This is a genomic window from Moorena sp. SIO3E8 (assembly GCF_010692445.1).
Classification (GTDB): domain Bacteria; phylum Cyanobacteriota; class Cyanobacteriia; order Cyanobacteriales; family Coleofasciculaceae; genus Moorena; species Moorena bouillonii.
The window spans coordinates 1-14,403 of sequence record NZ_JAAHHM010000069.1 but is presented as its reverse complement, the minus strand read 5'-3'; the positions used below and the strand labels follow the sequence as shown (position 1 = coordinate 14,403).

Below are 14,403 nucleotides of genomic sequence, written 5' to 3'. Positions count from 1 at the left end.
ACGAACGCATCTGTTGAGCTTGAGATAGCGATGTAAAGCTGTATGGTCTTTTTTTATTGGACAATAAAACTTAAGATCTCGAACCCCTCTTGCCTTTTGCCTCTTGCCTCTTGCCTCTTGCCTATTGCCTCTTACCTTGCGCAAGTATCTTCACAACCCAGATACAAAAGCTATATCAACTCAAGCGCTTGCAAAGCCACAAAGCAAACAGAGGTAAAGCCAGTCGGTAGCCTTGCTCGGAGCCATAAATCAAACCTTTGTGCTGTAACCCAGCGATCGCTCCTTGGAGAGAACCCCCTCTTGATAGGTAATGCTTTTGAATATAATCTCGACTTTGTGGCTTGTCGGTAGGGTCTAGGGCGAGGGATTCTAAAAGATGGGCTTGATTAGCTGGAAGCAGCATCAGTAATGACTCGAAGACCATGGATAAGTCCCCTAGCAGTTCTTGGATGGCCTGCTGAACATGGCCATCACGAATTAGTCCGTCAGACACTCGTACGGACTTGAGGCGTCGCACCAGTGCCGACGCATCACCGAAGTGTCCTTGCACGGCATTGACAAAGATTTCCAGTGCTTGCGATCGCGGATCGAAGGTCAGCCGTTGGGTATGCAAAACTTCAGTTACCCAAGCCGCAACGACATCATCAGCTAAAGGAGCCAGCTGCACGATTTCCAAATTATTCCCTGGTTCATGGGGATAAATGCTGGTTTCTGCGATCGTTGCCACTAGCACATAACTCACCTGAGTCTGACCTTCGATCTGTTTCCTCAAAAATTTTTCCCACACCCCATGACGATCCCAAGAGCGGATGTGAGGAAAACTTTCCAAAATCAACACTACCCGTTCCCCCTCAGATTCAGCTAACCTTTGCAGCAGATCGAGTAATGCTTCAAATGCTTTCCGTTGCAGCTCTTTGCTCTGAATCCGAACCGGTTTAAGTCCCTCTGTGCCAATGCCTTCATCCTTCAGGACAAATAATTCCGCTGCCTGACCTTCAATCCAATCTGTCATTAGAGCTTGAACTGTTGCCATTGGAAAGGTCTGGTTTATGCTCTCCCACAGCAGTTGCACGAAGCGCTGACCATCCGTAACCCGGATGCAGTCAACCTCCAGGATTTTAACTCCAACTTCCCGTGCCGCCCGCCTTACCAAAGTCCGCCGTCCGCTTCCGGGCACTCCCACAATCAGCACGTTGCCATCACGGGCTAAAACATGAGTGATGCGCTGGAATTGTGCTTGCCGCCCAACCAATTCAAATGGTACTGATAAATCCAAAAGATTCACGGCTAATGCATCCCGATCCCAAGTGTAGAAATCCTTCGGCGGCACACCTTCACTAGTTGGCAAGCTTCCAACTGTATTGCTAACTGTATCCCTGGCATCCTCAGGGCTGAGATTAACCATTGATTTGCCATGAGTCGATTCTGTCATCTGCTCTTGCCCGTATTTTTCCCAATCCCAAGCTCAAACCAAAACCTTGGTGTGGCATGAGTCTATGGTTTACATAGGCACTTATCAATAGTGTCAATCGTTCCTAGCACTATTAAAACGTGCTATATATTTTATAGCACTGTTCGACAGTATCATTGTATAAAGATAATTACCACCAACCCTTACCCAATAGGCAAAAACCCGTGTTAGAAGCATTCATATTTGCCACAATATTGTGCGGATTTTTCGGCATCATCCTTAAAAAGAACCTGGTTATGAAAATCATCTCTATGGATATCATGAGCACGGGGGTGATTGCCTATTACGTGTTGGTGGCATCCCGAGATGGTTTATTCACACCTATTCTTTCAAACGTCGAAAATAGGGCTTACGCAGATCCGGTGCCCCAGGCAGTGATCTTGACAGCGATTGTGATCGGCTTTTCGATTCAAGCCTTGATGCTAGTAGGTGTTATGAAACTGGCACGGGACAATCCTACCCTGGAAAGCAACGAGATCGAGAAGAATAATACCCCATGAGTACCATTACGATTCCCTGGATTGCCCTACCGCTATTTGTGGGATTCAGCATTTATCTGATCCCCAAACTTGACCGATACCTCGCCCTAGGGGTTGCCATGGTTTCGGTTGAATATGGGACACAGCTATTTCTCACAAAATCGCCATTAAGCCTACAGCTGCTGGATAATTTCGGTGTCACATTACTAGTTGATCAATTAAGCGCCTTTTTTATCTTGACCAATGGGCTGGTAACCGCAGCAGTCATTCTCTACTGTTGGCAAAGTGGTAAAACAGCTTTTTTTTATACCCAAACTATTATCCTACATGGCAGTGTCAATGCCGTATTTATCTGTGCAGATTTGATCAGTTTATACGTAGCATTAGAGGTAATTAGTATTGCTGCGTTTCTGTTGATTGCCTATCCCCGAACCGACCGCTCAATTTGGGTAGCCTTGCGCTATCTTTTGATCAGCAATACAGCCATGCTGTTTTATCTGATCGGCGCAATTTTAGTCTATCAGGCCAATCATTCCTTTGCCTTTGAAGGGTTGCGTGGAGCAACTCCAGAAGCTCTTGCCCTGATCTTTCTGGCACTGTTAGTCAAGGGGGGAATATTTGTATCAGGATTGTGGTTACCCTTGACCCACTCCGAATCTCAGAGCCCAGTGTCGGCATTGCTATCGGGAGCTGTGGTCAAAACCGGAGTCTTTCCACTGTTGCGTTTTGCTCTGATTGTGGAGGAACTTGATCCCATCGTCAGGATATTTGGAGTGGGGACAGCGCTTCTGGGAGTAGGCTATGCCGTGTTTGAAAAAGATACCAAGCGTATGCTGGCGTTTCATACCATTTCCCAGTTAGGCTTTATCCTCGCCGCACCAGAAGTCGGTGGCTTTTATGCCCTGACCCACGGCCTGGTGAAAGGGGCGCTCTTTTTAATCGCGGGTGTTTTGCCCAGCCGCAACCTCAAGGAACTGCAACATCAGCCGATGAATACCCAAATCTGGATTGCCCTGGCTATAGCTAGCTTCTCAATTTCCGGCTTTCCCTTGTTGTCTGGCTTTGGGGCGAAGGTGTTGACCATGAAGAATCTAGTACCCTGGGAAGTTATCGGTATGAATATTGCAGCCCTAGGAACAGCCATATCCTTTGCGAAATTCATCTTTCTGCCCCATGGGGATAGCAGCCAAGGGCAGGTAAAGGTCGGTTTTTGGTTAGCGATGATACTGTTGCTCGGTGGGCTGATTGCCGTCAATGGTGTGTACTACCAAGCATATAATTTTGCCAATATTATCAAACCCCTGGCAACCATTGCCCTGGGGTGGTTGGCATATTTTTTGATTTTCAAACGATCTGTAATCAAGCTGCCCCGTGTGCTTGAAGAATTTGACCATCTCATTGGGATGATGAGTCTGATGTTAATCCTACTGTTCTGGATGGTGTTTCCATGAGTACCATTACCATTGCCTGGATTGCCCTACCGCTATTTGTGGGATTCAGCATTTATCTGCTCCCCAAATTTGACCGATACCTCGCCCTAGGGGTTGCCCTTTTTTCGGTTGAATATGGCACACAGCTATTGCTTACGGCAAAATCGCCCTTAACTATACAGCTGCTGGATAATTTCGGTGTCACATTACTAGTTGATCAATTAAGCGCCTTTTTTATATTAACCAATGGGCTGGTAACGGCAGCAGTCATCCTCTACTGTTGGCAAAGTGGTAAAACAGCTTTTTTTTATACCCAGACCATTATCTTACATGGCAGTGTCAATGCCGTATTTATCTGTGCAGATTTCATCAGTTTATACGTAGCATTAGAGGTAATTAGTATTGCTGCGTTTCTGTTGATTGCCTATCCCCGAACCGACCGCTCAATTTGGGTAGCCTTGCGCTATCTTTTTGTCAGCAATACAGCCATGCTGTTTTATCTGGTCGGCGCAATTTTAGTCTATAAGGCCAATAATTCCTTTGCCTTTGAAGGGTTGCGGGCAGCACCTCCAGAAGCCCTTGCCCTGATCTTTGTGGGACTGTTAGTCAAGGGGGGAATATTTGTATCAGGATTGTGGTTACCCTTAACCCACTCCGAATCTCAGAGCCCAGTGTCGGCGTTGCTATCGGGAGTTGTGATCAAAACGGGAGTCTTTCCACTGTTGCGTTTTGCTCTGATTGTGGAGGAACTTGATCCCATCGTCAGGATATTTGGAGTGGGGACAGCGCTTCTGGGCATAACCTATGCCTTATTTGAAAAGGATACCAAGCGTATTCTCGCCTTTAGCACGATTTCCCAGTTAGGCTTTATCCTCGCCTCACCAGAAGTGGGAGGCTTTTATGCCCTGACCCATGGTTTGGTCAAATCAGCGCTCTTTTTGATCGCGGGTGTTTTGCCCAGCCGTAACCTCAATGAACTGCAACATCAGCGGATTAATACCCCAATTTGGATTGCCCTGGCTATAGCTAGCTTCTCTATTTCCGGCTTTCCATTATTGTCTGGCTTTGGGGCGAAAGTATTGACTCTGAAGAATATAGTGCCCTGGCAAGTTATCGGTATGAATGTTGCTGCCCTAGGAACGGCAACATGCTTTGGTAAATTCATCTTTCTGCCCCATGGGGATGGCAGCCAAGGGCAGGTAAAGGCCAATTTTTGGTTAGCGATGATACTGTTGCTCGGTGGGCTGATTGCCGTCAATGGTGTGTATTACCAAGCATATAATTTTGCCAATATTATCAAACCCCTGGCAACCATTGGGCTGGGATGGTTGGCATATTTGTTGATTTTCAAACGATCTGTACTCAAGCTGCCCCGTGTGCTTGAGGAATTTGACCATCTAATTGGGGTGATGAGTTTGATGTTAGTGTTATTGTTCTGGATGGTGTTTCCATGATTGGACATCTAAATCTAATCTTACGACTGGTTATCTGGTTTTTGCTGACTGCTAATCTGAGTCTGCCAAATATCATCATTGGCATTGCGATCGCATTTTTATTACCGGGACGCCCCAAAACCCCAGAAGCCTTAAAGGATTGGCTGCGGGTGCTCGGTGAAGTGATAGTAGCGATTCCCCAGGCATATATTGAGGCATTTGAAATCATGCTTCGTCCTCATAAGCACGAAGATGTAATCATGGAAGGAGTCAAACCCCAACGGACTCCTGGGCTGATATTCCTGGATATATTCCTGATCACCTTTACACCAAAAACCATTGTGTTGAAATACCACCAAGATGGCAGGTACGAAGTTCACCGGGTTAGACGGAGGAGAAAGCGATGACACTGATCCTGATTGCCATGATTCTGGCTCTGCTCATCCCCATTTATGAGGCTTGGCAAGATGATGATATTTGGCAAAAAATGTTGGCATTTGGCAGTATTGCCACCAAGACATCCATCATGATCCTAGTGGTATCTGTCTTGCGCGATGATTGGATGATCGGTGTTGTCGGAGTGATCATCTTGAGTGTGGGGAATGCTGGATTAATGTTACTGGCACACGTAATTAAACGAATGAGTGATGTATGATTAATGCACTGAGTTACACTTGCATAGGTGTCGGAATCCTATTCTGGTTTTGGGGAACCATTCCCCTAATCGGTCACCGATCAGTATTATTCAAGCTGCATAGTCTTTCAGTGGCAGATACCCTGGGATCGATGAGTATCATCGTCGGGCTGCTGCTGAAGATACCCAGTGAATGGCCGCTGCTGATTCTCGCCATTATCTCCTTGGCGATCTGGAATACAGTGTTGGGATATGTGTTGGCTTACTGTTCCAGTAGTGGGGGTGACAATGACTGATAACTATATCTATGTCATAACCGCCCTGCTGCCTTTGTCCGCCTGCATGCTGGTATTTCAGGTCAATCCATACAATGCTCTGGTGATCCGAGGCATACTGGGAGCGGTGGCGGCTTTGGTCTATGCAATGTTTGGGGCAGCCGATGTGGCTTTGACCGAAGCATTGGTGGGTACAATGCTAGCCATTACCCTCTATGCGGTTGCGGTGCGTTCATCCTTAACCATGCGTCTTGGAGTGATCCAAGACTGGGAAGTTGAGGCAGATGGAGAGTCTTTACCAGACAGCAAGACCAAACCGGATTTTGGGGAACTGATGGATGACTTACGCACAATCCTGAGCAAACACTATATGCGCCTTGAGCTGGTAACCTACACAGATAGGCAGAGCTTGCACCGGGCGCTGTTGGCAAAAGAAGTCCATGGGACCTGTACCGAAGATGAGAGATGGCTCTTTGAGCAAGACCAGAGGGGATTAGCTCCAGGATCTACCCAGAAGGCATCACCACAGGATGATCAAGACCAGGTAGCGCAAGAGTATGAAACCCTACCTTATCACACCCAGACCAGGGTTCAACGCCTCTATGAAATCATGCAAAGTGAACTTTCATTATCGGCGACAAGCCTAACTTATGTAAATATACCAGAGGCAGGGAAAGATCATTAAATGAAATGGATTTACATTGCAGCAGGGATAGCGCTGTACGTCAAATTTATGGTTTTGCCGAATCCGGCGGCAGACTTATCAGATCTCTCTATCGTCGAATCCGTTGTCCAAGATACTGGGGTGCCCAATGCCGTTTCGGGTATCATTTTCCGGAATCGGCTTTATGACACCATCTTTGAAGTGGTGGTATTTACCATCGCGATCATGGGAGCTAAATTTCTACTGGCCGATGAAAAGCCCTTCTGCACGATCTATCAATTTACCGATAAACCATCCATTGTTCTAGCGCGTCTGGGAGCGACGATTGCTGCGTTGGTAGGTATCGAGCTGGCGATTCGGGGGCATCTGAGTCCAGGAGGTGGCTTTGCGGCTGGGGTGGCGGGGGGAACCGCAATCGGTCTGGTTGCCATTACCTCATCATTCCAGTGGATGCAGGCAGTCTACAAGCGCTGGCAAGCTGCTAGGTGGGAAAAGGTTTCAGTTCTGATTTTTATTGTACTGGCAGTTATAACGTTGACGGGAGTAGAATTACCCCACGGGGAGTTGCAGACACTTGTCAGCGCTGCCATCATCCCCATACTCAATATCCTGGTTGCAGTAAAAGTTGCTTTGGGTTCGTGGGCAGTTATTTTGGTTTTTATTCATCATCGGGGATTGCTGTGATCGATTACAGCGGTTTTAAATTTGATGAGGTACAAAATTATGGGTTTTAGGGAGCAGCGATCCCCCCTAACCCCCCTTAATAAGGGGGGAAAAGAGCAGGGAACAGAACAAAAATCCTGTGTACCTTATAGTTATGAAAAACGCTGTATTGTTACCTATACCCATTCGCCCACACCCAGTAAGGCAAAGCATGCTGCTTGTCATCTCCTCAGCAGAACTGCTATGGGATAGCTTTTTTAAGCTAGTAAGGTACAATCATGATGATACCTCAGATAATTGTACTCTAGCAGTTTTTAGTCTAATGAGGTGCAACATATTTTTTAAATCTTACCTGTTCCCTCTTATATATTCCCTTTTAAAAATTATCTATTCCCTGTTCCCTGTTACCTGTTCCCTGTTACCTGTTCCCTAAAAAAACAAAAATTGTACCTCACATAATTAAAAACTGCTATACATATCATCATGGTTAACACAGACACGACCTTAGAAGATACGAGCCTGACAGTAGAAAGTACAATCTCCCAAGTGACCGTCTACTCCAACCAGGCAAGGGTGACGCGGCGCACTAAAGTGTCATTGACTGGGCAAGAGCAAGAACTGGTAATCCCTCGGCTACCGATGACCATAGAAACGGAGTCGGTGCGAGCAACAGGGACTGGTACAGGGGTTGTGCGATTATTGGGAGTACGGACAGAAAAAGTCTTTGACTCTGAACCAGTGGTGGAACAAGTTGCTCAATTGAGTGGGCAAATCAAGGAGTTGGAAAAACAAAAACGCCACCTCCAAGACCAGCTGGCCTCAAAGGAGCTAGCACGGAATTTTGTCGAGGCTTTGACTGATAAAGCCGTCCAACACTTTTCCCGCAGTATTGCCCAACAACAGATTGGCGTGCAGGAAACAGATGAATTTCTGAACTTTCTGGAGCAGCGTTACCATGCAGATGCTAGCGCGATCGCTCAACAAGAAGAACAACAGCAAGAGTTACAAAAGCAATTAAATGCTCTCAAAGCTAAGCTACAACAGTTGAAAACTCCCCGTCCCCAGGAGAGCTTGAGCATTATTGTCACCTTAGCAGCAGAGGCGGCGGTGGATTTTGACCTAGAAGTATCCTATGTAGTGAATCGTGCCAGTTGGATACCACTTTACGACTTGCGGACTAACAGCAGTAGCGATCGCATAAATCTGAGCTACCTGGCACAAGTCAAACAAAACACTGGGGAAGATTGGTCCAACGTTAGCCTTACTCTTTCCACTGCTAAGCCTGGACTGGGCACCCTACCCCCTAAGCTGGAACCATGGTACATTGAGGCACTAGACCAACAACCTACCCTAGCTTTGCGAAGGGAAAAGATGAGGGCAATGTCTAGGTCAATCTCAGAATCATCTCCAGATCAAGACATGGATGAGCGGTCGGTAGCATTGAAAACTCGTAGTGCTCCTCAAAGCCTGTCAGCACCAGCACCAGTTGCTGCCCAAGCAGTGGTAGCAGTAGTATCGACAGAAGGAGGTGTGGTTACCTTTGAGTTAGATGGTAACAGCAATATTCCCAGTGATGGTTCCCCTCACAAAGTGACTATTTTTAGTGATGAATATCCTAGCAATCCTGAGTATCTCGCCATTCCTCGGCTAGTTAGCTTCGCCTACCTACAAACTGTTGTCACGAATCCTGTTACTGGTGCAACCTTGTTACCAGGCAAAGCGAATATCTTTCGTGATCAAACCTTTGTTGGTACAACTAAGTTGGAGAATATTTCACCAGGACAAGAATTCAGGCTGAACTTAGGCATAGATGAGGGAGTGAAAATTGAGCGGGATTTAGTGGAGCGTCAAGTTGATAAGAAATTAATTGGCAATCAGCGCCGCACAACTTATGCCTATCGACTAGTAATTACTAATTTGCAGAGTGTGCAAAAGACTTTGGTAGTAAAAGAACAGTTGCCAGTGAGCCGTGATGAGAGAATCAAAGTGCGGCTGACTCAGACTAATCCCAAAATACAGACTGGTGAGATGGGATTGCTAGAATGGAAAATTGATTGATCAGCCCAGGATAAGCAAGAGCTATATTATCAGTTTATCATTGAACATTCCCCTGAGTTGAAAGTGATTGGTTTGGATATTTAGCTCGGATGTAAATATTCACCTAAGCTTTGGTCAAGGCCAAAGCTTAGGTGAATAGGGTGCGTGATAAGACGGGCTCACCATCATTTTCTGCTTCTTCGCGCCTGGTTGGGAGAGTCCGCCCCGTAATGCACCACCGGGTCAAACAGCTTTAATGAGATGCACCGGTTTAAGTTTCCTGACGGGAAATAATTGTTGTATAGTAATGTTGAATAATTTTGGGGATCTGTTGCAAAGCCTTAATCAGTTCTTGATTACCTAGTTTAGTCACCTGGTCTTCATGCTGTTCAAACATTAACAGACCATCACGCAGCGTCAACTTAAAATTGGCGACCAAAGCGCGATCGCAATGCTGAAGGTGTTGAAGCTGTTGATTAAAGGAGGCCCACTGGTCTAAATTATCTTCTGGGGTTGATGGTAAGCTTTTTAAGCGATTGTTCACTTGAGCCATAAATGCTTCTGCTTCTTTAGCGATCGCAGATGAACGTTCCTTAGCAATAGCTCTTGGTAATTGAGTAATACTAATATCCTCCCCACAAAATCCCAACGTGATATTCCACAGCAATTCTAATTTGTGACCGAGAATATCCTCCAAGCTATTGCTGTAGAAAGTATTATGGGAGTTCAATAGTAGTTGAGCTTTAATCTTCGTCATCTTTTCTGGAGCATCCCCACGAGTAATAGAGAGTTGGGATACACTGAAGTTGTTGTTGAGAGAGTTTTCAGTTTCCACAACCAAATAAACGAAGCGAATCCAGTGACGGTAGAAATCTTGCAGGGAGAGAAACATAAATGGATTGCCCTTTTGGCTTGATGTTTTCACCATGCAGGGAGGGGTGATGGCAATTCCCCAGACATCTTTGAAGTTCAGTCGCCGAACTCCTCCAATCTTATACAGATCTAGTTGAGAATGCACCTCTGAGTTAAGATGATGTTCGACTTTCTCATAGCTGCGGGTACCGTCCATACCTGCTGTGGCAATTAGCAAGCGTTCACCGCCGGGATGTAAATACATAAATTCGCTCACGTCGTAAACGTTGCCTTGGATAATTGTCCAATAACCCTGGTGATCGTTATTATGATTGATGATTTCAGAAGCATTATAATATTTAAACCCGTGGACACTAGGAGCAGCAAAGGGTGCAAACGTAGTGAAAATATCTAACATTAGCCGACCTTGTCCCACCAAACGGCGCAATAATATCTTAGCTTCCTCCTGTTTATTTTCAATTGTGTCGGGTAAATGTCGTGCGATTAGTTTCAGGATGGCTTTAATAACCGTATGTCCAAAGCTAGCTTGACCACAGATGTAGAAATAGCCTTCAAGTCCGCCCTCATCTATACTTTTGAAATATTCCCATAGTATTGTTGAGTCTGCCTCATCTTCCAGAAGTAGATTAACATAGCCCTTCTGTCCTGGTTGTAGCACAAAATCTCCCTGCTCAAATGCGAGTTTTTTGTCCTCACGGGAAAAGGCTACTCGTAAGTGGAGCTGGTCTTCTGCTACTAATGTTTTTAGTTCCTGAATATAGGGCAAATTACCAAACGTTCTAGTACCGATAAAGAGCCAGTTAGGACCACTTTTACTCTCGGCTCTTCGTTGTTCCATAAAGCCACGGAAAGGAGAAATTCCTGTACCGCCAGCAAACATGACAATAGGTCGTTGGGGATCTTCTGGTAAGTGAAAACGAGAGGGATGAAAGACCTGAACTGCCATTTCTAGCTCTGATTCAGTCTTTTGCACCAGATAGCCAGATGCAGTTCCTTGCCGTGTTATTTCTGTCTGTGAATCCACAGAATTACTCTTAAACGCGAGCCGTCCAATCGTTAGGTCTAGCTGATCGGGACTGTATTCGTCGTTTTTGTGGAGAGGAGCTGAAGAAATGGAGTAAATGCGGAAATTTTCCGACGGAACTATACGGGCAATACTTTCTGCTTCCCAGGGAGCAGCTTTCCAGAACCGCTTAACATCGTAATTCTCTGCTGCTAACAGTTCAAATACTTCCCAAAGCTCAATTTGGTCTTCTTGATGCCTTTCCAAAATATCGTACAGGCTTTTGGAACGTGATAAACTTAAGAGTAATTTACCCACAGAGCGCAGCAATGGACGTAGCTTGGCATAGGCCAAAAATGTTCCCAGGGGAATTGTACTAAGTCTTTGATGGGTAATTGATTCTATCTGTTCGCGCCAAGCACTGGTAAGACGAATCGGTTCGTCTCCAGTGGCTTGTAGAGCCTTTATGGTCTTCTGTACTAATTCAGGACTGTTTTGGGGAAATATACCTAAGCGATCGCCAGTAACAAATTGCAATCCCTGGTTTTTGAGATCCAATACAACTTGATAAATGGGCGTATTCTGATCAGAGGCTGTGGACTTAACTGCTTTACGCTTGACTCGTAGACTGTAGGGCAATTTGCCAATATAACGCTCCCGGCGAGTTTCTTCTAAGGTATCGTCGAGTTCTTCCCAGGCACGTTTCTCCGTCTCCCCAGCAAACCCGGAATTAGTTTGGGTTCGACCAATTTTGAAGCCCAGTTCCATAAAACCGTAAACTTTTAGTCGATGTATCGACAGAAAACCTCGTTTTCCTGCATAGGCATCAAACACACTATTGTATATACCTGCTAGTTCTCGATCTCCAGATTTATGAACGAACTCTGAGAGGGAGAAACGTCGGAAAGTTTCAATAAATTGTTTGTGATAGGGTGCTAACCACTCCCTTAATTTCAGGCTTTCCTGAGAGAAACTTGTTTTATAGTAACTGCGTTCAAATAATGCATCGATTAACTGAATAATCGGAGTACCAGAACCACTAAGTCCGCCCTCAAAGGAGTTAATTGGAGCACTAAAATTGGCGAACGCTTTAGACCAAATTAGGGGATCGACATGGGTATTACTGTAGGGATTGGTGTCAATTTTTAGTAGGGAGCGAAAGGTCATATTACCGAGAAAATCTAATATACCCAGCAATGCTGTCTTAACATTGTCAACATGATCTTGAATTATTCCCTCTTGCAAATTAATAGCAGCATTTACTAATAAATCAGAATAGCTGTGCATTTCGGTGAAAGTCGTTGTAAAAACTCTCTCTTCCTCGTTTCCACACCAGGCAACGAGAAGATCCATGTTTTCGACCTGACGGGGTTGAGAATTATCTTTTAAGAACCAGTTGTAACCACAGTAATCGGTTATACTGATACCAGGCCCTGGTCTGCCCAATCTTTGGTTGACTTGTTCCCAAGGTACAGCAATGACAGATGGTAACTGAGATTTATCGTCAGACATACATACGTAAGCATGAGCCATGTAGCCTAATAAAAGTGCTGCTCGCCACAAATATACTTCGTCTAAATCTTCGGCACTGGCAGACAAAAGTGGTAATTCCTTAAGTACAGGGCAGACACGCTGAGTTGAAAATAAATTAGGCAACATGGCGGCAGCTTCATCCCATGCTTGATAGTTTTGAGGCAGAGCCAACAAAGGAGGAGTAACCGGTAAAAAACCGTGGGTTTGAGACAGAAAGCCGTGGGGTGAATGACCAAAGTTAGGTCGATGGGTTTCAGCATGGGCTAGTACTTCCCTGGCTGTTTGAAAACCTTGCTCTAGATTATTTGATTGTGAAGTATCCATGGAAATTTCTTTTTCTTTGTTGCCAAACAATAATCAATTTTCGTCAAAAGTCTAGTTTTGTCGGATGCCATTCCACTTTGATAAAACCGCCCAACAAATATCTTCCAGGGAAATGCTACCCACAAATGCGCCCTGTTCGACAACGGGCAGGCGACGAGCATTGCTATGGAGCATGACAGTTGCCACTGCCACCAATTCATCATCTGGCCTTACCGTACGCGCGTTGCTTTTAACCAAACGCCGAATGGGCTGTGCTGCTAAATCTGGACCGTTGCGAATGAAAATATTCAGTGCATCTTTGAGAGTTCCCCCCACTCTGACGATTTCGTCAATATCAGGAATCAAAACTTGTAATAAGTCAACTTCAGACACCACGCCAATAAAGTTACCCTGTTCGTCGATAACCATTAACTCACTGGCATGGGTCAATGCCAATAAGTCAGCTATATATTCAATTGAGGCATCCATTGTCACTGGAAATGCCTTTTCGTCCATGACATCCCGAACTAATAGTCGCTCCTCTTCTGGGGTTAAGCCATCTTTTTCTTTGCTTTTTAAGAAGAGAGTGGCGGTGTGGACATCTCGATACTCACCCGACTCACCCACAATAAAGTTGCTGGTAATGAAGCCTGTCGCATGTTCAAAAATGCCTGTACCACTGTTGATCCCAAATGCGATCGCGCCTTGTTTATATCCCGAATCAGGGCTTGCCAGCAATTGTCCACTGCCCGAAGTCGAAATATTTAGGATATGCTGTTTCCCCCCAAATAAAATTCGCCCTGTTACTTGAAAAGAGCCGTTATCTGATTGTGTCGTATACCCTTCAAAGTTTACTTTGTTGTCAAGACTCGATTGCAAGATGTAAGCGAGATGAGTATCTTCTTCTTCAAAGGTTATACCATCGTAATTAGATGTAGCGTATATGTTTGGGGCTTTAACAGATTGGTCACTTTCTTGATCCGAAGAGTCTTCTGTAATCTTTTGATTTTCGGCAATTGTGGAAACTTGGGTTTGTGCTTTGATATCTATCGTAGAGTTGAGAAGGTTAGATAAACCTTGTAATGACATATGGTATCGCAATTGTTTCACGGCTTTGTTACCTCCTGTGTACAATTGTTGACTATTCGACATTTACACTTTCTGGTTACTCCGCACTAAGATAGTTCGCAAGTTCTCAATAAGTGCTGATTACAAGTTGAATTGGGAATGGTTCAGACTGGGTTCCCAACCTGTAAGTGCTCCATGGATTTGTGTTTAATCAGTTCTGGTAAAGAGGGAATGCTGTGGTCCCCTCTATCCCTTGACAATAGATAGTCCCAGCAAGCTTACCCCTAGCTTGCGACAAGTTTTTTTCCTGAGGGGGTGACATGAGCCCTTAAAAGCTTACTAGATAATGCTTTGATGCCAGTTTATCTTTGCTAAGATAAACTGGGCAATTGACCCTAGGAATGATGTTCTATACCAATCCTAAATGATTTTGAAGAAAAATGAGATATCATGGAATATAAATTTACCACCATGTTCTCATGACTCTGGAAGAATTTATAGCTAGCAATCGAGACCCTAGAGAGCTAAAGCGAGCAA

Annotated in this window: 13 protein-coding genes; 10 read left to right on the top strand and 3 right to left on the bottom strand. The window is 45.1% G+C overall.

All coding sequences use genetic code 11. From position 1 onward, the window contains the following. Positions 1-175: 175 nt before the first annotated feature. Positions 176-1,432, bottom strand: a complete 1,257-nt coding sequence (locus F6K46_RS24405) for an ATP-binding protein (protein ID WP_293040805.1) — start codon at positions 1,430-1,432, stop codon at positions 176-178. Positions 1,433-1,635: 203 nt separating this feature from the next. Here F6K46_RS24405 and F6K46_RS24400 point away from each other — a divergent pair, with 203 nt between their 5' ends. The 10 genes from F6K46_RS24400 to F6K46_RS24355 all read left to right on the top strand — a co-directional run bounded on the left by F6K46_RS24400 (position 1,636) and on the right by F6K46_RS24355 (position 9,107). After that, positions 1,636-1,971 carry a cation:proton antiporter subunit C gene (locus tag F6K46_RS24400; protein ID WP_070391112.1) on the top strand — a complete coding sequence of 112 codons (336 nt, stop codon included), beginning with the start codon at positions 1,636-1,638 and terminating at the stop codon, positions 1,969-1,971. Then, positions 1,968-3,401, top strand: coding sequence for a cation:proton antiporter (locus tag F6K46_RS24395; RefSeq protein WP_293061582.1), 1,434 nt, complete (start codon positions 1,968-1,970; stop codon positions 3,399-3,401). The genes F6K46_RS24400 and F6K46_RS24395 overlap by 4 nt, the downstream gene beginning before the upstream one ends. After that, complete coding sequence (locus tag F6K46_RS24390) at positions 3,398-4,834, top strand: cation:proton antiporter (RefSeq protein ID WP_293061578.1); 1,437 nt, start codon at positions 3,398-3,400, stop codon at positions 4,832-4,834. Before F6K46_RS24395 ends, F6K46_RS24390 begins: the two co-directional genes overlap by 4 nt. Further along, the gene (locus tag F6K46_RS24385) at positions 4,831-5,220 is read left to right on the top strand and encodes a Na+/H+ antiporter subunit E (RefSeq protein ID WP_293040811.1); all 390 of its coding nucleotides are present in this window, start codon (positions 4,831-4,833) and stop codon (positions 5,218-5,220) included. Before F6K46_RS24390 ends, F6K46_RS24385 begins: the two co-directional genes overlap by 4 nt. Further along, positions 5,217-5,468: a hypothetical protein gene (locus tag F6K46_RS24380; protein ID WP_293040813.1), complete on the top strand. Its 252-nt coding sequence runs from the start codon at positions 5,217-5,219 to the stop codon at positions 5,466-5,468. Before F6K46_RS24385 ends, F6K46_RS24380 begins: the two co-directional genes overlap by 4 nt. Further along, positions 5,465-5,743, top strand: coding sequence for a monovalent cation/H(+) antiporter subunit G (locus tag F6K46_RS24375; protein ID WP_293040815.1), 279 nt, complete (start codon positions 5,465-5,467; stop codon positions 5,741-5,743). The genes F6K46_RS24380 and F6K46_RS24375 overlap by 4 nt, the downstream gene beginning before the upstream one ends. Next, entirely contained in the window at positions 5,736-6,407 is a 672-nt protein-coding gene (locus F6K46_RS24370) for a DUF4040 domain-containing protein (RefSeq protein ID WP_293040817.1), read from the top strand. Before F6K46_RS24375 ends, F6K46_RS24370 begins: the two co-directional genes overlap by 8 nt. Then, positions 6,408-7,070, top strand: a complete 663-nt coding sequence (locus F6K46_RS24365; RefSeq protein ID WP_293040820.1) for a Na(+)/H(+) antiporter subunit B — start codon at positions 6,408-6,410, stop codon at positions 7,068-7,070. A 24-nt stretch (positions 7,071-7,094) separates the two neighbouring features. Continuing rightward, a complete protein-coding gene (locus tag F6K46_RS24360) occupies positions 7,095-7,301 on the top strand; it encodes a hypothetical protein (RefSeq protein WP_293061576.1) in 207 nt (68 codons plus the stop codon). 231 nt (positions 7,302-7,532) lie between these two features. Beyond that, positions 7,533-9,107 carry a mucoidy inhibitor MuiA family protein gene (locus F6K46_RS24355; protein ID WP_293061574.1) on the top strand — a complete coding sequence of 525 codons (1,575 nt, stop codon included), beginning with the start codon at positions 7,533-7,535 and terminating at the stop codon, positions 9,105-9,107. Positions 9,108-9,357: 250 nt separating this feature from the next. Here the strand turns inward: F6K46_RS24355 and F6K46_RS24350 are convergent, their stop codons facing one another. Further along, the gene (locus F6K46_RS24350) at positions 9,358-12,819 is read right to left on the bottom strand and encodes a cytochrome b5 domain-containing protein (protein ID WP_293061572.1); all 3,462 of its coding nucleotides are present in this window, start codon (positions 12,817-12,819) and stop codon (positions 9,358-9,360) included. 51 nt (positions 12,820-12,870) lie between these two features. Further along, entirely contained in the window at positions 12,871-13,950 is a 1,080-nt protein-coding gene (locus tag F6K46_RS24345) for a CBS domain-containing protein (protein WP_293061564.1), read from the bottom strand. Positions 13,951-14,403: the final 453 nt, after the last annotated feature.